This is a genomic window from Gordonia sp. (in: high G+C Gram-positive bacteria) (assembly GCF_047602025.1).
In the GTDB taxonomy this organism is placed as follows: domain Bacteria; phylum Actinomycetota; class Actinomycetes; order Mycobacteriales; family Mycobacteriaceae; genus Gordonia.
Genome location: NZ_JASGII010000001.1, coordinates 2,345,052 through 2,364,280 on the forward strand (window position 1 = coordinate 2,345,052; position 19,229 = coordinate 2,364,280).

A 19,229-nucleotide genomic window follows, 5' to 3' on the forward strand; every position below is an offset into this window, starting at 1 on the left:
ACTGCCTCACATCCGGAAGACGCCGTAGCCGTCGGCACCGGCCACCTCGCCGTTGTCGATCGCAGACAGGCACATGCCGAGCACCGACCGGGTGTCGCGGGGGTCGATGATGCCGTCGTCGTAGAGCATCCCGGACAAGAACGCGGGCAGCGACTCCTTCTCGATCTGCGCCTCGATCATCGCGCGCATCCCGGCGTCGGCCTCTTCGTCGACGGTGCCGCCGCGGGCCTCGGTGGCCGCGCGCGACACGATCGAGATGACGCCGGCGAGCTGGGCGCCGCCCATGACGGCCGACTTGGCGCTCGGCCAGGCGAACAGGAATCGGGGGTCGTAGGCGCGGCCGCACATGCCGTAGTGGCCGGCGCCGTAGCTGGCGCCGACGAGAAGCGAGATGTGCGGGACCGTGGAGTTGGAGACGGCGTTGATCATCATCGCGCCGTGCTTGATGATGCCGCCCTTCTCGTACTCGGCGCCGACCATGTAGCCGGTGGTGTTGTGCAGGAACAGCAGCGGGGTGTTCGTCTGGTTGGCCAGCTGGATGAACTGGGCGGCCTTCTGCGCCTCGGCGGAGAACAGCACGCCCTGCGCGTTGGCGAGGATGCCGATCGGATAGCCGTGGATGCGCGCCCACCCGGTGCACAGCGAGTTGCCGTACTCGGGCTTGAACTCGTCGAAGTCGCTGTCGTCGACGACGCGCGCGATGACGTCGCGCGGGTTGAACGGGATCTTCAGGTCCGACGGCACGATGCCGAGCAGTTCCTCCTGGTCGAAGCGCGGCTCGATCGGCGCGGCGACCGGGCCGGGCCCCTTCTTCCGCCAGTTGAGCCGGGCCACGATGCGGCGGCCGATGCGCAGCGCGTCCTGCTCGTCGGCGGCGAGGTAGTCGGCCAACCCCGACTCGCGGGCGTGCATGGTCGCACCGCCGAGCGTCTCGTCGTCGCTCTCCTCGCCGGTGGCCATCTTGACCAGCGGCGGACCGCCGAGGAAGACCTTCGACGCGCCGTCGATCATCACGGTGTGATCGCTCATGCCGGGGATGTAGGCACCGCCGGCGGTCGAGTTGCCGAAGACCAGGGCGATGGTCGGGATGCCGGCGGCGGACAGTCGGGTGAGGTCGCGGAACATCTGGCCGCCGGGGACGAAGACCTCCTTCTGCGTGGGGAGGTCGGCGCCGCCGGACTCCACCAGGGCGATGCACGGGAGGCGGTTCTCCATGGCGATGGCGTTGGCGCGCAGGACCTTGCGCAGCGTCCACGGGTTCGACGTGCCGCCCTTCACCGTCGGATCGTTGGCGACGAGCATGCACTCGACGCCCTCGACGACGCCGATGCCGACGATGGCCGACGCGCCTACCTGGAACTGCGAGCCCCAGGCGGCCAGGGGGCACAGCTCCAGGAACGGGCTGTCGGGGTCGATGAGCATTTCGATGCGTTCGCGCGCGGTCATCTTGCCGCGCTTGCGGTGGCGCTCGACGTACTTCTCGCCGCCGCCGGCGAGGGCCTTGTCGAACTCCTCGCCGAGTTCGGCGAGCTTCTCGTTCATCGCGGCCGACGCCGCGGCGAAGTCCTCGCCGTGCGGGTCGACCGTGGATTGCAGCGCGGTCATGACTGGTACCCCAATCGCTTCGCGGCCAGGCCGGTGAGGATCTCGGTGGTGCCGCCGCCGATGCCGAGGATCCGCATGTCGCGGTATTGGCGCTCGACCTCGGTCTCGCGCATGTAGCCCATGCCGCCGAAGAGCTGCACGGCCTTGTCCGCCACCCATTCGCCGGCTTCGACGGCGGTGTTCTTCGCGAAGCAGACCTCGGCGATCATGTCGCCGGCGCCGCCGATGCTGTGGTCGGCGACGGCGAGCTGCGTTTCGACGACGGCCCGCGTGTAGGTGCGGGCGACGTCGATCTTGCGGGCCATCTCGGTGACGGTGTCCTGCACCGACTGGCGGCTGATGAGCGGGCGGCCGAAGGTCTCGCGGTTGCGCACCCACTCAAGGGTGAGGTCGAGGCAGCGTTGCGCGTGGGCGTAGGCCTGCACGGCGAGGCCCACGCGCTCGGAGACGAACGCCCCGGCGATCTGGACGAAGCCGGTGTTCTCGACGCCGACGAGGTTGGTGACCGGGACGCGCACATCCTCGTAGGACAGCTCGGCGGTGTCCGAGGCGAGCCAGCCCATCTTGTCGAGCTTGCGGGTGACGGTGAATCCCGGTGCGTCCTTGTCGACGATGAGCAGGGAGACGCCACCGGCGCCGTCGCCTCCGGTGCGCACTGCGGTGACGACGAAGTCGGCGCGCACCGCCGAGGTGATGAAGATCTTGGACCCGTTGACGACGTACTCGTCGCCGTCGCGCACGGCCTTGGTGGTCAGGTGCCCGACGTCGCTGCCGCCAGCCGGTTCGGTGATGGCGAGCGACCCGATCTTCTCGCCGGCCAGCGTCGGGCGGACGTACTTGTCGATCTGCTCGGCGTCGCCCGCGGCGATGATGTGCGGCAGCGCGATGCCGTGGGTGAACAGCGACGCCCAGACACCGCCGGAGACGCCGCCCGAGAGCAGTTCCTCCTCCAGGGTGACCATGTCGGCCGCGTCGCCGCCCGATCCGCCGACCTCCTCGGGGATGCCGAGTCCGAACAGGCCCAGCTTGGCGGCTTCCCGGTGCAGCTCGCGCGGGATGAGGCCGTCGCGCTCCCAGTCGTCCTGGAACGGCAGGATGTGCTTGTGCGCGAAGTCGCGCACCGTGGCGCGCAGTTGCTTGCGCTCGGGCGAATCCCAGATCGGGGACGGGAACGGCATCGGTTCTCCTTGGTGACGGGCTTGGCGGGCTACAGGAACTTGGCGGGAATCGGCACCGGGCGCGACCGCAGCCACTCGCCCAGTCCCTTGGCCTGCGGGTCGAAGCGGACCTGGTCGGCGACGCCGCGGCCCAGCACTCCCTCGATGACGAAGTTGACCGCGCGCAGGTTGGGCAGGGCGTAGCGGTGGACGGTCAGCTCGGCGACTTCGGGCAGCAGTTCGCGCAGCAGGTCGACGGTGAGCGTCTGGTCGAGCCAGGCGAACTGCTCGTCGGAGCGGACCCAGACGCCGACGTTGGCGCTGCCGCCCTTGTCGCCGGAACGCGCGCCGGCGATGGTGCCCAGCGGCTTGACCTCGACGGGCCCGAAGTCGGCGGGAGTCGGCGGGACCGAGTCGTTGTCGGCGACGAGTTCGGCGCGCAGCGGCGACGGCTCGATGGTGACGCCAACGCCGTCGGGTTGGTTCACCCGGTGCGTGACTTTCGCGGCGTCGACATAGCCGGGCTCGAAGACGCCATAGGGCGCGCCGTTTCCGGGCGGGGCGGTCAGCGTGAAACCCGGGTAGCTGGCCAGCGCCAATTCGACGACGGCCGACGAGAACGGGCGGCCGACCTTGGTCGGGTCGGTGTCCTTGGCGACGACGCGCAGCAGGGCGCTGGCCTGCTCCTCGGTGGTGCCGTCGGCGCGGTCGGTGCGCGACAGGTCGAAGGTCAGCTCCGCCGGTTTCTCCGGCAGCGCGGCGGTGAACTGCTCCTCGAACAGCTTCGCCTTGGCCTCGATGTCGAGTCCGGTGATGATCACGTCGACCTCGTTGCGCAGCCCGGCGAGGAAGTTGAGCGAGACCTTCAGGTCCTTGGGGGGCGCCTCGCCCTTGACGCCACGCAGGGCGACGCGGTTGTCGGCGAGCTGCTCGAGTTCGATGGTGTCGAGGCGGGCCGTCGCGTCCGGGTTGTAGTAGCGCGGACCGGCGACCTCGTAGAGCAGTTGCGCGGTGACGGTCCCGACGGTGACCGCGCCGCCGGTGCCGTCGTGCTTGGTGATGACCGAGGATCCGTCGGCCGCGACCTCGGCGATGGGGAAGCCGAGGTGGCCCATCGGGATCTCCTGGAAGAACGAGTAGTTGCCGCCGGTGGCCTGGGCGCCGCACTCGATGACGTGGCCGGCGACGACGGCGCCGGCGATGGCGTCGAGGTCGGTGTAGTCCCAGTCGAAGGCGGCGGCGGCCGGGCCGACGGTCAGCGAGGCGTCGGTGACGCGGCCGGTGACGACGACGTCGGCGCCGCGGTCGAGGGCCGCCTTGATGCCGAAGGCGCCGAGGTAGGCGTTGGCGGTCAGCGGATTGCCCAGACCCAGCTTCTCCGCGTCCTTCACCAGGTCGTCGCCGTTGACGAACGCGACCTGGGCGTCGAGGCCGAGCTTGTCGCACAGGGCGCGAATGGCGACGGCGAGGCCGTGCGGATTGAGCCCGCCGGCGTTGCTGACGATCTTGACGCCCTTGTCCAGGGCGAGGCCCAGGTTCTCCTCCAGCTGGCGCAGGAAGGTCTTGGCGTAGCCGAGCGACGGGTCCTTGAGGCGGTCGCGGCCGAGGATGAGCATGGTGAGTTCGGCGAGATAGTCGCCGGTCAGGTAGTCGAGGTCGCCGCCGTCGAGCATCTCGCGCATCGCCGCGAAGCGATCGCCGTAGAAGCCCGACATGTTGCCGATGCGGATGCTGTCAGCCATTCGCGGTCCTCACTTGTCCGTCGACGGTTCGCGGCCGCCGCCGGGCGGACCGGCGAAGCACTGGGCGATGGTGACCCACTCGGCGGCGTCGTCGCCGACGGTGGTGATGTCGAGGTCGGCCGGGTGGCGGCGCTGGGTGACCAGTTGGCAGAAGTCGTAGGCCGAGCCGCGCACGACGTTCGTCGCGTCGTCGGGCCCCCAGGTCCACTCGTCGTCGCCGGCGGGCGACTTGAGCTCGTAGCGGAACGGCTCGTCGGGCGCCTGCTTGCCGTTGACCGTGTAGGCGAAGTCGCGGGTGCGCACGCCGATGTGGGCGACGTTGCGGATCCGGTCGGTGGGCTCGAGGTGGACGCCGAGGGCGTCGGCGACGTCGAGACCGTGCGCCCAGGTCTCCATCATGCGGGCGGTCGCCATGGACGTGGCCGACATCGGCGGGCCGAACCACGGAAGCTTGGTGCCCGCGGGGACGGCGCACAGCGCGCCGGCCAGTTTGGCGCGGGTCTCGCGCCAGTCGGCGAGGAGTTCGGCGGGCGGTCGCGCGGCTTCCGCGGCGGCACCCTTGTCGACGAAACCGAGCGGGTCGGCCATCGCCTGCCCCATCAGTTCCTGGAAGCCGACGTCGGGGTCGGTGATGGCGATGTGGGACACGCGGTCGGTCCAGAGGAGGTGCCCGATCTGGTGCGCGATGGTCCACCCCGCGGCAGGCGTGGGCGTCGCCCACTGGGCGGGCTTGAGGCCGGCGACCAGGTCGTCGAGCGCATCGCTCTCGGCCGTCAGATCGGCCACGACTTCAGCTACTGCTGACATGGTGAACAGCGTCACACGGTCGAGCTAAAAAAGCAAGCACGCATGATTGTTTTCCCGATTTCGCCGAGTGGGCACCAAAACTCGCCGAGTGGGCAGTCCAACCCCGCCGAGTGGGCAGTCCAACCCCGCCGAGTGAGCGGTCCAACTACGCCGAGTGGGCGGTCGGCTTGCATCGAGTGGGCGGCCTCGGCGACCGCGGGGTTGCGGGCGTCGGCGACCTCGGCAATACTTAGTTATATGACTAAGTATCAAGCGGGGTTGGACGCGGTGTTCCGCGCGTTGTCCGACGCGACCCGGCGGGCCTTGGTGGAGCGGCTGGTTCAGTCGCCGGCATCGGTCACCGAACTCGCCGAACCGTTTGACGCGGCACTGCCGACGATCGTCGAGCACCTACGGGTACTCGAGCGCGCCGGAGTGGTCTCGTCCGAGAAGGTCGGTCGGGTCCGCACTTATCAACTTGTGCCAGATGCGTTGGTGCCCGCCAACCGCTGGATCGTCGCGCAGCGACGCCCCGAGGAACAACGGCTCGACCGCCTCGGGGACTACTTGACCGACAACGAAGGAGATTGACGATGTCCACCCTCACCCAAACCCACGCGACCTTCGTCCTAGAGCGCGACTACCCGGTACCGGTCTCCGCCGTATGGCAGGCCTTCGCAGATCCCACCGTCAAGGCCAAGTGGTTCGGCAGCGACGACTTCATCGAGGTCGAGCGGACAGACGACTTCCGCATCGGCGGCGTCTCCGTCGACGACGGCCGACGGGGCCCCGACGGCCCCCTGTCCCGATTCCGCGCGACCTACACCGACATCGTGCCCAACGAGCGGATCGTCTACACCTACGACATGTGGCTCGACGACGCCCACGCTTCGACGTCGGTCACGACCGTCGTGTTCGAGGCGGTCGACGGCGGCACGCGCCTCACCTTCACCGAGCAAGGGGTCCACCTGGACGGGGTGCACGGACCCGGACCCGAGGCGGCCGCCGGCCGCGAAGAGGGAACCCGCGGACTGCTCGAGAACATCGCCCAGGTGCTCAGCGAATAGTCGTAGGCAGTCTGACCGCCCACTCGACGTAGCTGGACCGCCCACTCGGCGTGGTTGGACCGCCCACTCGGCGTAGCTGGACCGCCCACTCGGCATGGTTGGACCGCCCACTCGGCGTGGTTGGACCGCCCACTCGGCGTGGTTGGACCGCCCACTCGGCGGATTAGCGGTCGCAGCGCGCGTCGGCGGTGCCCCGCGCGAGGAGGGTGCCGTCGGCGGCGTGCAGCTCGACGTCGACCGTCGACAGCCGCCGCCCGAGCTTGACCGGGGTCACCGTGGCGACCACGTTCTGGCCGTCGACGGCTGGTGAACGCAGGAACGCGACGGTGTACTCGGTCAGCTGATAGTCGACGCCGGGACGCATGTTGGCCGCGATCCCCAGCGACGCCGCTTGGGCGACGATCGTGGCGATCATCCCCCCGTGCATCGAGCCGAAGAAGTTGCCCATCCACTCGACTGCCGGCACTTCGAGGCGCAGCGCCTCCGGACTCGCGTCGACGATGCGGGCCCCGAGCAACTCTCCCAGTGGACCGATCCGACGACTCCCGTCGGCGATCGCTGCCACGACGTCGGCCCCCGACAGCGCCGGGTCGATCGGCTCGGGCAGGTCGGCGTCATCGGGCGCGGGAAGCGTCTCCCCGGCCACGACCTCCGGCTCCCCGACGACCGCGCGCCCGACGCGCACACTGCGGGACATCCCGTGCACGACCGTGTCCTCGCCGCGGGTCACGCGGATCGTCGTCGACCCGAACGAGTCGTCGTGCATCGTCAGCCGACCGTCGCCGCGCACCACGTCGCCCCGCTCCAGCCGCGCGCCGGCCGCGACGGTGAGCCGCGCCTGGATCGACGAGTTCGACGGGTCGGCGAGCGCGAACGGCAGCCCGCCCAGGTCGTCGAAGAGCACCATGACGGCGGGCAATTCCACCCGACCGCGGTGGTCGACGATGCGCGTACCCATCGGCTGGGTCATGGCGATCGGGTCGGACTCGGGCTCGATGCGAATGGCGAACGCGTCGAAGGCATTCTTCGGCGAGTAGGTCACGGCGCCTTTCCGTCGAGAATCTTGGCGACCTCGGGCGAGGAGTAGAACGGCTCGAGCTGCTCGCGGACGATCCGTTCGAGCTCGCCCGATGCCTTGACCGCGTCGAACAGTTTCGGCGCACCGGCCACGGCGTACTTCACCAGGTCGTCGCGGGTGATGTCGAGTTCGTCGAGCAGCTGCTTGGCCGGGTACTCGCCGTAGACGGTGAAGAAGCCGTCGATGAGCGCGTCCATCAGCTTGAGAACGGGTTCGGAGACGGCCGCGGCGATCGTGACGTCCTGCCCAAGACCGGCGATCCGCTTCGCGTCGTCGACGCTGAGCATCTTGTCCAGCGGCGGGACCGGCTGGTCGGCGTACATGTCGAAGACCTCCAGAACCGCGGCCTTGGTCGACGGGTCCTTCAGGGTCGCGACGACGATCTTGTTCAGCCGGCCCATCGCGAACTCGGCGCCCTTGGCGGTCGCATCGCCGAAGAGCTCGCCGAACTGCTCACCGGCCTGGCCGAGGGCCTTGCCCGCGGCCTTGGTGCCCATCGACACCAGCGATCCGACACCGGGAATCTTCTCGGCCATCGCCCGGTTGCCCGCGACGACGTCGTTGACGATGCGCCCGACGAACCGCGACGCGAGCGCGGCCATCATCGGGCTGTGCGTCAGGTCGTCGAGGGCCTTCTCCAAGAACGGCGTCAGCCCGAGCACCTCGTCGGTGATGCGCTCGACGTTCTCCTTGTCCACGACTTCGCGCAACGTGTAGGTGCCCGCCGGGTTCGAGAGCACGATCTCGGCGCCCTGCTCGACCAGCGTCGACGCGGCCGTGCTCGGCGGGACCTTGGCGGCGATCATCCGGGCGATCGACTTGATCTCGGCGGGATCGACGAGGGCGCCGGTGGTGGTCTTCTCGGCGACGGCGAGCACGTCGTCGACGGCCTTCTCGGCCAGTTCGGGCAGTTCGTCGCCGGTCATGCGGTTGACTGCCCACGCGACCTGCGCGTCGAGCAGTGCCTGCGCAACGGATTCGGTTGTCATGCGTCGAGAGTATTGGAGGCCTGACAAAATCTGCCGAAATGACGGCCTACGGCGCAGAAAATGTCAGGCGAGCAGGTCGGCCAACTCGTCCAGGCTGTACGGCGCGGAATCCTTGTGGTCGCGGTAGGCGATGAACGTCGGCTGGGCCGGTTCGTAGCGCCCGATGAAACCGCCGGCGGCGCTGAAGATCTGGCCGGTGATGGCCTTGCCGTGCTCGCTGGCGAGGAACACGTACAGCGGTGCGACGAACTCCGGCGGCGCCGGGTCGAGCGCGGCGTCGCGCAGGCCGTCGTCCAGGATGCCCCGCTCATGCAACCCCTCGATGTGGCGGACGTAATCATCCCCGGTCGACAGCCGCGACCGCGCACCGGGCAGCACCGCGTTGACGCGCACCCCGGCATCCTTCAAATCGGCGGCCGCCGCGAGCGTGAGCGCGTTGACCCCGCCCTTGCCCGCGGGATAGCCGCTGCCGCCGAACATCCCGTACGACGCCGCCGACCCGGTCAGGACGATGGCGCCGCTCCCCTGCTCGGCCATCACCCGCCCGGCCGCCTGCGTCAGTGCGAACGCGCTCATCAGGTGCGCGTCGATCTGGTCGGCGAACTCCTCGCGCGAGATGGTCAACACCGTCGACCCCGACGGTTCGGCGACGCCCGCGCAGTTGATGGCGATATCAAGCGCGCCGAACTTGTCGAGCGCGGTCGCGACCATGCCCTCGGCAACACCCTCGGCGGCGGCCGACCCGACGACGCCGACGGCCGCTCCCCCACTGCCGACGATCTCGTCGACGGCTGCCTCGACGGCCCGCGGGTCACGACCGTTCACGACGACCGACGCACCGGCGCCCGCCAGCGCGTGGGCGACCGACAGCCCAATGCCGCGCGTCGCGCCGCCGACGATGGCGACGCGACCGCCCAGGCCGCCCAGTCCCGCGCTCACGGTTCGATGCTCACAGGACCGTCAGCGGGATCGGCTTGGCCTTGCCGCGGTCGGCGAACTCGAATGTCGAGCCGGACGAGAAGCGCACGATCGCAACCTCCCCCGCCTCCTTGCGCGGCTCGCCCTTCACGACGTCGACGACCAGTTCGCCGTCGACGACGGCTGCCGAATCCACGGTCCAGCGGTCATCGACCCCGTGCACCATCGCGTCGAGCGCGGCGGTGAAGTCGGGGGTGAGCAGGTCCATCCAGCCCTCGTCGCCGATAGCCGGCGCATCCTGCGGCACGCGGATCCGCACGCCCTCGCCATTCACCTCGGCCACGACGCCCGTGTACTGGCGCGGGCCGATGATCGGGTGGGCGTTCAGCACGGTCACCAGATCGGCCGGGGAGTCGCCGACGCCGAGCGCGTCCCGCAGTCGCTCCGACGCCATGCCGGCGATGCCGATGAGCTGCTTCTCGGTGATCTCACGCGCCTGTTCGTCCCCTGCTTTCCGCAGGACGGACAAGCGGAAGCCGATCGCGAGCAGGTGGTGCTGCAGTGCGACTTCCTCGGCCATGCGGACCAGCGCGGAGTGTGAGAAGTCGCCGAAGACGAGGTCCTCCACCAGGTCGCCGCGGTAGTCGACGTGGCCGTCGGTGGCGGCGTGGTCGATCGGCGTCAGCTCGATGGTCGCGGCCGCCGTCTCGAGCACCGGGATGGTGAACTCGGGCAGCGGCAGCTCCTCGCGGTCGGGCTCGATCGTCACCGTCCACTCGCAGTGCGGGTGCCGGTCCGACGGGACGCGCGGCGGGCGGTGCACCGGGCGGATGCGGGCGCGACGGTTGGTCGCGATCGCGGTCGCGTCGAAGGTGGGGTCCTCGATGTCGTGGCACATGGCGGTGACGTAGCCGTCGCCCATCGGCTCGACGTCCATCAACGCGCCGCAGTGGTTCAAGACAAAGCCGCCGTGATACTCGTCGTGCACGACGTAGCGGAAGTCCATGAACTGCGGCGGGGCGCCGATGTCGAGCTGCAGGCACTTGAACATGTCGACGACACCGTCGCCGTCGATGCCGAGGGCCGCGCGCATGCGACCGGTGTAGACCGGGCTCGCCGCCATCCACTCCTCGATGGCGACCTGCGTCATGCCGTCGCGCCCGAAGGCGGAGATGAGGTGGGCCATGCCGCTGCGGTCGATCAACTGCCCGGTGAGCAGCATCTCGGGCAGCAGCGTGGCGAGTTGCTCGCGGGTGAAGTCGGCGTACGGGGAGGAACCGATAAGGGCTGTATCGGCCATCGCCGTCACCAGAACTTCACGGGCGCGGTGCCGAAGTCGTACCACCCGGGCAGGTTGCCCGGGGCCGACTTCTCCACGCGCGCGAGCATCTCGTCGCTCATCGCCTTCTTGGTCATCATCTCGATGAACAGCGCCGAGACGTTGCCGTAGTCGAAGAAGTCGCGCTGCCAGGCGAACTGGAAGTTGCCGCCGTATTTGAACCAGCTGCCCTGGATGCCCTCGAGGGCGTAGTTGGTGCCGTCCTCGCGCTTGCCCTCGTAGATCTGCTTCCACAGGCCGATCATGTCGCCGGTCTGATCGTCGATCACCCAGGTCTGGTACGGGTAGATCCAGCCCTTGAGGCCCTCCATCTCCTGGCCGAGGGCCAGGTCGCGGATCTCGTCGCGGCCGACGGCCATGAAGTCCTTGTTCGGGCCGTAGTTCCAGCCGTAGGTGGCGTCCTCGGTGTAGTAGTCGGCGAGCGGCTTCCAGTCGCCGGCCTCCTCGGCCTCAATGTTGGCCTTGAGCCAGCGCTCCTTCATCTCGTCGAGCTCGGCCCGGTCGAAGGGTCCGAAGCTGGTGGCGGCGGTGACTTCAGTCATCAGATGGGTTCCTTAATTCGTTGGGGACTAGTCTTCGACGATCCGCAGGGCCTGCGTCGGGCAGTAGCGCACGGCCGCTTCGACGGCCTTGCGCAGCGATTCATCCGGGTTCTTGTCGAGGATCTCGACGTAGTCGCGCTGTGCCTCGAAGACCTCGGGGGCCTCCATCTCGCACATGCCGTGGCCCTGGCACAGGTCCAGGTCGACTTCGATTCGCATGACGTTGCTCCTCTCCGTGAGAACGCTCAGTCGCGCTGACGGCGCTTGTAGCGCACCTTGCAGGGCTGGGCCAGCTGCACGACCATCTTCGAGTGGTCGTTGTGGTACGAGTCGGGGTCCTGCGCCAACTCGAACTCGTAGTTCTGCAGCAGCACCGAGAAGATCGCCTTGATCTGCATCATCGCGAACTGGGCGCCCACACAGCGGTGGCGGCCCGCGCCGAACGGGATCCACGTCCAGCGGTTGATGATGTCGTCCTGGCGCGGGTCGATGTACCGGTACGGATCGAAGGTCTCGGCCTCGGGGAAGTCCTCGGGCAGGCGGTTGTTGACCGCCGGTGAGACGGCGATCAGCTGGCCGGCCTTGACCAGGTTGTCCTCGATCTCGAAGTCCTCGCGGACCAGGCGCATGAGGATGATCAGCGGCGGGTGCAGGCGCAGCGTCTCCTTGATGCCGGCCTCCAGCAGCGGAATCTGGCGCATCGCGGCGAAGCTGTACTCCGGCTTGCCCTCGCCCTTGTCCTCGTAGATGTCGTCGAGTTCGGCGACGACCTCGGCCATGAACTCCGGGTGCCGCAGCAACTCCAGGAGCGTCCACGCGGACGTGCCCTGGGTGGTGTGGTGCCCGGCGAACATCATCGAGATGAACATGCCGGTGACGGTGTCGGCCGAGAACATCGGCGACCCGTCCTCGTTCTTGAGCGACACGAGGACGTCGAGCAGGTCGCGGTCCTCCTTGTCGGCCGGCGGGTTCGCCTCGTAGTCCTTGAGGACGTCCGCCATGAACTCGACGAGCTCGGCGCGCGCGGCGTCGCGACGGCGGAAGCTCTCGATGTCGGCGTTGTAGTCGACGTAGGCGTACGGGTCGGTACCGCGCTCGAGGTCGTGGTAGATCTCCGAGATCCGCTTGCTCAGGCGCTCGCGGAACTTCTTGCCGATCAGGCACGACGACGACGTGTAGAGGGTCAGCTCGCCGAACCACTCGAGCAGGTCGATCTCGCCCTCGTCGCCCCAGTCGGCGATCATCCGCTCGACCTCGTTGGGGATGGTGACGGCGTGCTGCTTCATGTGGGCGCCCTTGAGCGCCTGGTTGTGCAGCGCCTTGCTCCGCTCCTCCGGCGAGGTGTCGAAGACGACGCCCTCACCGAAGACCGGGGTCATGAACGGGTAGGCCGCGGCCTGGTCGAGCAGTTCGTCGGGGGCGCGGAAGAACTCTTCGTTGGCGGTCGCGCCGGAGACCAGCACGACCTCGCGGCCGGCCAGCTCGAACATGCCGACGTCGCCGCACTCCTCGCGCACGCGCCAGAACAACCCGATCGGGTCGTTGGTCATGTCGTCGAGGTGGCCGTGTTCGCCTTCTCCGCCGGAGACCCGCTTGGGCATCGTCTGCGTACTCATGGGGGTGCCTTTCACTTCTTCTCGGGCTGAGACTTGTCGGATTTCTTGAGCTTGCCCTCGGCCTCGACCTCGACGACGCGCATGTGCGCGCCGGGGGGCATGCCGACGATGGCGGCGATCGCCTGGGCCAGGTTGTCCGGCTCCAGGAAGTTGCCGTGGCGGGCCAGGCCGAAGGCGATCCAGTCCTCCAGCATCGCGGTGGTGTCGTCCTGGTCGAGGTTCATGCCCATGCCGGTGAGGGTCTGGCCGGGGCGGATGATGCTGGCGCGCACGCCGGTGCCCTCCAGCTCCATCTGCACGGTGGCGACCAGGCCGTCGACGCCGGTCTTGGCGGCGACGTAGGCCGACGACCACGGTCGCGGGTGGACGGCGACGTCGGAGCCGATGAAGACGAAGTCGCCGCGACGGCGCTCGATCATGCCGGGCACGATGGCGCGGTAGAGGCGGAAGGCGCCGATCAGGTGGATGTTGATCTGCTCGGCCCACTTGTCGACGGAGATCTCGTGGGTGCGGCCGACACCGAGGTCGCCGGCGCCGGAGATCGCGACCTCGATCGGCCCCCAGGCCTTCTCGACCTCGCGCACGGCCTCGAGGACCGAATCGTCGTCGGTGACGTCGAGCGCGACGGCCATGGCCTCACCGCCGTCGGCGATGATCTGTTCGGCGATCTCCTTGCACTTCTCGACGCGGCGGGCGCCGAGGGCGACCGGGTAGCCGGCCTTGCCGAGCCAGCGGGCGGTGGCCTCGCCGATGCCCGAGGAGGCGCCGGCGACGAACACGGGTCGACGGTCGGGGTGCGGTTGGAACGGGGGCATCAGCGGGCCTGCACCTTCATCGGGAGGTTCGCGAAGCCGCGGACGTTGACCGAGTGCACGCGCACGGCGTTGTCGAGATCGAGCTCGTAGTCCCGCACACTGCGAATCACCTCGTCGAGACCGATGTTGGACTCGAGGCGGGCCAGGTGGGCGCCGAGGCAGAAGTGGGTGCCGACACCGAAACTCATCAGCGTCTGGCCGACGTCGCGGCCGAGGATGTACTGGTCGGCGTCGTCGCCGAAGACCTCGGTGTCGCGGTTGGCCGAGCCCACGAGCAGCAGCACGCGCTGCTCGGCCGGGATCACGATGCCGCCGAACTCGACGTCCTCGATCACGCGGCGCAGGACCATCTGCGTCGAGTTGTCGAACCGCAGGGTCTCCTCGGTCCACAGCGGCACGATGTCCGGATCGGCGAGCACGCGGTCGAGCTGCGGGCGGTTCTCGTGGGCCCAGTAGACGGCGTTGGCGAGCAGCTTGGTGGTGGTCTCGTTGCCGGCGACGACCATCAGGAACATGAAGCCGACGATGTCCTCGTCGGACAGCTTCACGTTCTCACCGGTCTCCTCGTCGACGATCTCCGCGTCGAGCAGCGCCGAGACGAGGTCCTCGCCCGGGTTCTTGCGCCGGTCGGCGAGCAGGTTCGTGTAGTAGCCGTGCAGCCCGAGGAAGGCGTGGACCGCCGCCTCGGGGATGTCCAGCACGCCCTCTTCGCGGTGGATGAGCAGGTCGGACTGCTCGCGCAGGTAGGCGCGGTCGGCGACCGGGACGTCGAGCAGTTCGGACACGACGTCCATCGGCAGCTTGCCGGCGAAGTCGGTGACGTAGTCGAACTCGCCCATCTCCAGGCACTTGTCCCAGTGCTCCTTGGTGAGCTTACGGATGCCGTCGGCGAGCTCGTTCACGCGGCGCGGGGTGAAGCCCTTGGAAACGAGCTTGCGGATGCGCATGTGCTTCGGGTCGTCCATCGCCAGGAACGACATCGACTTCGACGCGTCGGGGCTGTAGGCGCCCGGGTCCATCGAGACGCCCCAGGCGTTCGACAACTGCACGTTGTTGCGGAAGCCGTTGCGCACGTCCTCGTGCTTGGCGAGCGCCCAGAAGTCCTGCGTCGCGTTGTAGTAGACCGGTGCCTCGGCGCGCAGCTGCGCGTACGTCGGGTACGGGTCTTCGTGGAAGTCGTAGGCGTACGGGTCGAACGGAACGCGCTGTTCCATTCCCGCGATCGTCGTGCTCACTGCTGCTCCTCGGGCTGAATCGTGTTGGTGGACTGAGAGTTTCGATGGTCTAGGCGTTGTCGTCGGACATGATCAGCAACGCGGCCTCGGTGAGGCGCTCGGCGGTGTCCTCGTAGGACATGTGGCCCATTCCGGCGTGGACCAGGCCGCCGGCGTAGAGCATCTCCAGCGCTTCGACGACCTGGCCGGGGTTCTCCGGGTCGACCTCGAGCGCGTCGGCGAGGCGGCGGCGGATGAACCCGCCGATGCGCATGCGCAGGTGCTCGACGTCGGGGTCGGTGCCCAGCAGCGCGACGGTCACCGCGCCGCCCAGGTCGCCGTCGCCGGTGACGATGAGCGCCACCGACCGCAGCAGTTCGACGACGCGCTCGGTCGGCGGCTTGCTCTTGTCGGACTCGGGCACGCCCTCGGCGAGGCGGCGCCAGAACACCTCGGCGACGAGGTGGCTCTTGGAGCTGAAGTAGGTGTACGCGGTGGCGGGCGCGACGCCGGCGAGCTTGGCGACCGACCGGACGGTGAGGCCGTCGAAGCCGTCGGCGCGCAGCACTTCGACGGCCGCATCGGTGAGCTTCGCGACCGTCTCCGCCTGTTGCGCGGAGAGCCGGCGACGGGTCGATTCCTGGGAAACCGAGGTGGCGGTCGCCTGTGCTCCGGGTGCCATGGGGGTGGACATGTGAGCCACGCTACACTAGGTTTGTACTCGCGTCTAGACACATGTCCAGACATCAACCTGGACAGTCCCGGCACGCCCGGACCGACACAGAGGGAGAACCCCACATGGCACTGCGCCCGGAAACCAGCTCCGAGCTGCTGATCGACGGCAAGCTCGTCCCCGGCTCGCGCGGCACGTTCGAGATCCTCAACCCGGCGACCGAAGAGGTCATCGGCAGCGCGGCCGACGCCGGCCCCGACGACCTCGACGCCGCCATCGCCGCCGCGCGGCGCGCGTTCGACGAGACCGACTGGTCGCGCGACCACGCGTTCCGCGCCAAGTGCCTGCGGCAGCTGCGCGACGCCCTGCTCGCGCACGCCGAGGAGTTCCGCACGCTGACGACCGAGGAGGTCGGCGCGCCCGCGTTCCTGACCTCCGGTCCGCAATTCGAGGGCCCGGTGAAGGACCTCGCCTACTTCGCCGACCTGGCCGAGAACTTCGAGTGGACCCGCGACCTGGGCAAGGCCGAGCCGATGGGCCTGCCCAACGTCCGAGAGATCCGCTACGAGGGCGCCGGTGTCGTCGGTGCGATCACCCCGTGGAACTTCCCGCACCAGATCAACTTCGCGAAGATCGGCCCCGCGCTGGCCGCCGGCTGCACCGTCGTCCTCAAGCCCGCACCCGACACCCCCTGGGCGGCCGCCCTCGTCGGCAAGGTCATCGCCGAGGAGACCGACTTCCCGCCGGGCGTCGTCAACGTCATCACCTCGTCCGACCACGAGATCGGCGCCAAGCTGGTCACCGACCCGCGCGTGGACATCGTGTCGTTCACCGGCTCGACCGCCACCGGCAAGAAGGTCATGGAGTCCGCGGCCGGCTCGCTCACGAAGGTCTTCCTGGAGCTGGGCGGCAAGTCGGCGTTCATCGTCCTCGACGACGCCGACCTGAAGAGCGCCTGCTCGATGGCCGCCTTCAACGTCGTCACCCACGCCGGTCAGGGCTGCGCCATCACCACCCGCCTGCTGGTCCCCCGCGAGAAGTACGACGAGGCGATCAAGGCCACCCGCGACGCGATGGCCGGCCTGCAGGCCGACGATCCGAGCAAGCCGGGCACGATCTGCGGCCCGCTGATCTCGGCGGTCCAGCGCGACCGCGTCGAGGGCTACATCAAGCTCGCGCAGGACGAGGGCGGGAAGATCGAGTGCGGCGGCGGTCGCCCCGAGGGCAAGGACAAGGGCTTCTTCGTCGAGCCGACCCTGATCTCCGGGCTCGACAACTCCGCACGCGTCGCGCAGGAGGAGATCTTCGGCCCGGTGCTCGTCATCATCCCGCACGACGGCGACGACGACGCGATCCGCATCGCCAACGACTCCCCGTACGGCCTGTCCGGGATGGTCTACGGCACCGACGAGTCCCGCATCAACAAGGTCATCAACGGCGTGCGCACCGGCACGATGGGCGTCAACGGCGGCATCTGGTACGCCGCCGACGTGCCCTTCGGCGGCTACAAGCAGTCCGGCATCGGCCGCGAGATGGGCGTCGCGGGCTTCGAGGAGTACCTCGAGTCCAAGGCCGTCGCCCGGCCGGCATGACATCGCACCGGGTCTCGATACACCTTCTCGGCTAGCGCCTCGAAGGCACTCGACCACCGAATACAAACCTCAAACAGATAGGACAAACCCATGAGCTCCAAGCGTTTCGACGGCAAGACCATCATCGTCACCGGCGCCGCCGGCGGCATCGGCGAGGGCTATGCCCGCGGCCTGGCCGAGGAGGGCGCGAATGTCGTCGTCGCCGACCTCAACGACGAAGCCGGCGAGAAGGTCGCCAAGGACATCGGCGGCCTGTACGTGCACTGCGACGTCTCCGATCCGGAGTCGGCCGAGAACCTCGCCGCCAAGACCGTCGAGAAGTACGGCAACATCCACGGCCTGGTGAACAACGCCGCGATCTACGGCGGCATGAAGCTCGACTTCCTCATCACCGTGCCGTGGGACTACTACAAGAAGTTCATGTCGGTGAACCTCGACGGCGCTCTCGCGGTGACCCGCGCGGTCTACCCGCACATGAAGGACGGCGGCTCGATCGTCAACCAGTCGTCGACGGCCGCCTACCTCTACAGCGGCTTCTACGGCCTGGCGAAGGCGGGCATCAACAACCTGACCTTCCAGCTGGCCACCGAGCTGGGCGGCAACAACATCCGCGTCAACGCGATCGCCCCCGGCCCGACCGACACCGAGGCCACCCGCGAGACCACGCCGATCGAGATGGTCAAGGACATGGTCAAGCAACTGCCGCTCAAGCGCTTCGGCACCCCGGAGGACCACGTCGGCATGTGCAAGTTCCTGCTGTCCGATGAGGCCAATTGGATCACCGGCCAGATCTTCAACGTCGACGGCGGTCAGGTCTACCGGCCATGAGCGACCCTCGGCTGGGATACGTCGGCCTGGGCAACATCGGCGGACCGATGGCCGGGCGCCTGGCGGAATGGCCGGGCGGGCTCACCGTCTTCGACCTCTCCGACGAGGCCGTCGCCAAGCTCGTCGAGAAGGGTGCGGCCAAGGCCGACACGGTGGCCGCGCTCGGCGAGCAGGCCGACATCATCGGCATCTGCGTCGTCAACGACGAGCAGGTCCGTTCGGTGGTCGGCGACCTGCTGACGACGGCCGAGCCCGGCACGATCATCACCGTGCACTCGACGATCGGCCCGGACACCGCGATCGACCTGGCGAAGACGTGCGCGGAAAAGGGCGTCCACCTGTTGGACGCCCCGATCTCCGGCGGTGCGCCGGGTGCCGAGCAGGGTCGCCTGGCGATCATGTTCGGCGGTCCGCGCGCGGCCTACGACCAGCTCAAGCCGCCGTTCAAACTGGCCGGCGACATGCTGGTCCACGCCGGCGAGGAGGTCGGCGCGGGCACGAAGATGAAGCTGGCCCGCAACCTGCTGCACTTCATCTCGTTCACCGCGACCACCGAGGCCTCGCGGCTGGCCGAGGCGGCCGGCATCGACATCGCCAAGCTCGGCAAGGTCGTGCGGCACACCGACGCCATCACCGGCGGTGCCGGGGCGATCATGCTGCGCGACACGACGGCGCCGATCGATCCCGACGACTTTTGGTACGGCGTGTTCACGCACGTGGTGAACCTGGGCAACAAGGATCTCGACCTGGCGCTGGCGCTGGGCGAACAGCTCGACGTCGACCTGCCGCTGGGCACCATTGCGCGTCAGAACCTGGCGCCGGGGCTGGGCATCGTCGACGACAACGACAAGGGAGCAAAGGCATGACTGTAGGTAACCCCGCGGGCGGCGAGGGCACCCCGCACCGCAAGAAGGCCGTCGACAAGATGTCGGAGGTCTACGGCTGGGAGATGGCCGACGGACCCGGGCTGCACTTCGCCCACACCGCCGACCAGCTGTTCGGCGAGGTGTGGACCCTCCCCGAACTGACCAACCGCGACCGTCGTCTGCTGCTGTTGGGCCTGCTGGCCGGCAACGGCCACACCGACGTCGCCGAGATCCAGGCGGGCGCCGCGCTGGGCAACGGGGAGCTCACCCCGGAGCAGCTGGAGGAGATCGCGGTCTTCCTCTGCTACTACGCAGGCTGGCCGGTGGGCACGAAGATGAACACCGTCTTCGGCACCGCCATCAACAACTGGCGCAAGTCGCAGAAGAAGGACTGACCCGGGC

20 protein-coding genes are annotated in these 19,229 nt (G+C 68.7%); 6 read left to right on the forward strand and 14 right to left on the reverse strand.

Annotated elements, in window-relative coordinates:
* Positions 1-6: 6 nt before the first annotated feature.
* From QM728_RS11740 to QM728_RS11755, 4 genes are read right to left on the reverse strand one after another with little or no spacing between them, the layout of a single operon-like run.
* Positions 7-1,605 carry an acyl-CoA carboxylase subunit beta gene (locus QM728_RS11740; RefSeq protein ID WP_415032186.1) on the reverse strand — a complete coding sequence of 533 codons (1,599 nt, stop codon included), beginning with the start codon at positions 1,603-1,605 and terminating at the stop codon, positions 7-9.
* On the reverse strand, positions 1,602-2,783 hold the full coding sequence (locus QM728_RS11745; RefSeq protein WP_415032187.1) for an acyl-CoA dehydrogenase family protein: 1,182 nt from the start codon (positions 2,781-2,783) through the stop codon (positions 1,602-1,604). Before QM728_RS11745 ends, QM728_RS11740 begins: the two co-directional genes overlap by 4 nt.
* Positions 2,784-2,812: 29 nt before the next feature.
* A complete protein-coding gene (locus QM728_RS11750) occupies positions 2,813-4,504 on the reverse strand; it encodes an acyclic terpene utilization AtuA family protein (protein ID WP_415032188.1) in 1,692 nt (563 codons plus the stop codon).
* A 9-nt stretch (positions 4,505-4,513) separates the two neighbouring features.
* Positions 4,514-5,311, reverse strand: coding sequence for a TIGR03084 family metal-binding protein (locus QM728_RS11755; RefSeq protein WP_415032189.1), 798 nt, complete (start codon positions 5,309-5,311; stop codon positions 4,514-4,516).
* A 237-nt stretch (positions 5,312-5,548) separates the two neighbouring features.
* Between QM728_RS11755 and QM728_RS11760 the strand changes: the two genes are divergently transcribed.
* Positions 5,549-5,881 (forward strand): ArsR/SmtB family transcription factor, encoded by a 333-nt coding sequence (locus QM728_RS11760; protein WP_415032190.1) that lies wholly within the window; start codon positions 5,549-5,551, stop codon positions 5,879-5,881.
* Between the two features lie 2 nt (positions 5,882-5,883).
* Positions 5,884-6,357, forward strand: a complete 474-nt coding sequence (locus QM728_RS11765) for an SRPBCC domain-containing protein (protein WP_415032191.1) — start codon at positions 5,884-5,886, stop codon at positions 6,355-6,357.
* A 163-nt stretch (positions 6,358-6,520) separates the two neighbouring features.
* On the opposite strand, the gene QM728_RS11770 is transcribed toward QM728_RS11765, so the two are convergent.
* The 10 genes from QM728_RS11770 to QM728_RS11815 all read right to left on the reverse strand — a co-directional run bounded on the left by QM728_RS11770 (position 6,521) and on the right by QM728_RS11815 (position 15,562).
* On the reverse strand, positions 6,521-7,399 hold the full coding sequence (locus tag QM728_RS11770) for a PaaI family thioesterase (RefSeq protein ID WP_415032192.1): 879 nt from the start codon (positions 7,397-7,399) through the stop codon (positions 6,521-6,523).
* Positions 7,396-8,424, reverse strand: a complete 1,029-nt coding sequence (locus QM728_RS11775) for a hypothetical protein (protein ID WP_415032193.1) — start codon at positions 8,422-8,424, stop codon at positions 7,396-7,398. Before QM728_RS11775 ends, QM728_RS11770 begins: the two co-directional genes overlap by 4 nt.
* A 63-nt stretch (positions 8,425-8,487) precedes the next feature.
* Positions 8,488-9,363, reverse strand: a complete 876-nt coding sequence (locus tag QM728_RS11780) for an SDR family NAD(P)-dependent oxidoreductase (RefSeq protein WP_415032194.1) — start codon at positions 9,361-9,363, stop codon at positions 8,488-8,490.
* Between the two features lie 10 nt (positions 9,364-9,373).
* Positions 9,374-10,642: a hypothetical protein gene (locus QM728_RS11785; protein WP_415032195.1), complete on the reverse strand. Its 1,269-nt coding sequence runs from the start codon at positions 10,640-10,642 to the stop codon at positions 9,374-9,376.
* A 5-nt stretch (positions 10,643-10,647) separates the two neighbouring features.
* On the reverse strand, positions 10,648-11,223 hold the full coding sequence (locus tag QM728_RS11790) for a nuclear transport factor 2 family protein (protein ID WP_415032196.1): 576 nt from the start codon (positions 11,221-11,223) through the stop codon (positions 10,648-10,650).
* 27 nt (positions 11,224-11,250) lie between these two features.
* On the reverse strand, positions 11,251-11,442 hold the full coding sequence (locus QM728_RS11795) for a ferredoxin (RefSeq protein WP_415032197.1): 192 nt from the start codon (positions 11,440-11,442) through the stop codon (positions 11,251-11,253).
* Positions 11,443-11,468: 26 nt separating this feature from the next.
* Positions 11,469-12,839 carry a cytochrome P450 gene (locus QM728_RS11800; protein WP_415032198.1) on the reverse strand — a complete coding sequence of 457 codons (1,371 nt, stop codon included), beginning with the start codon at positions 12,837-12,839 and terminating at the stop codon, positions 11,469-11,471.
* A gap of 11 nt (positions 12,840-12,850) precedes the next feature.
* Complete coding sequence (locus QM728_RS11805) at positions 12,851-13,654, reverse strand: SDR family oxidoreductase (protein ID WP_415032199.1); 804 nt, start codon at positions 13,652-13,654, stop codon at positions 12,851-12,853.
* Entirely contained in the window at positions 13,654-14,868 is a 1,215-nt protein-coding gene (locus QM728_RS11810; protein ID WP_415032200.1) for a cytochrome P450, read from the reverse strand. The genes QM728_RS11805 and QM728_RS11810 overlap by 1 nt, the downstream gene beginning before the upstream one ends.
* Before the next feature lie 70 nt (positions 14,869-14,938).
* Positions 14,939-15,562: a TetR/AcrR family transcriptional regulator gene (locus QM728_RS11815; RefSeq protein WP_415032201.1), complete on the reverse strand. Its 624-nt coding sequence runs from the start codon at positions 15,560-15,562 to the stop codon at positions 14,939-14,941.
* Positions 15,563-15,666: 104 nt separating this feature from the next.
* Between QM728_RS11815 and QM728_RS11820 the strand changes: the two genes are divergently transcribed.
* The 4 genes from QM728_RS11820 (at position 15,667) to QM728_RS11835 (ending at position 19,222) form a co-directional block, all read left to right on the forward strand.
* A complete protein-coding gene (locus QM728_RS11820) occupies positions 15,667-17,133 on the forward strand; it encodes an aldehyde dehydrogenase (RefSeq protein ID WP_415032202.1) in 1,467 nt (488 codons plus the stop codon).
* Between the two features lie 90 nt (positions 17,134-17,223).
* Positions 17,224-17,961 carry an SDR family oxidoreductase gene (locus QM728_RS11825; RefSeq protein ID WP_415032203.1) on the forward strand — a complete coding sequence of 246 codons (738 nt, stop codon included), beginning with the start codon at positions 17,224-17,226 and terminating at the stop codon, positions 17,959-17,961.
* Entirely contained in the window at positions 17,958-18,827 is an 870-nt protein-coding gene (locus QM728_RS11830) for an NAD(P)-dependent oxidoreductase (protein ID WP_415032204.1), read from the forward strand. Before QM728_RS11825 ends, QM728_RS11830 begins: the two co-directional genes overlap by 4 nt.
* Positions 18,824-19,222, forward strand: a complete 399-nt coding sequence (locus QM728_RS11835; RefSeq protein WP_415032205.1) for a carboxymuconolactone decarboxylase family protein — start codon at positions 18,824-18,826, stop codon at positions 19,220-19,222. The genes QM728_RS11830 and QM728_RS11835 overlap by 4 nt, the downstream gene beginning before the upstream one ends.
* Positions 19,223-19,229 lie beyond the last annotated feature (7 nt).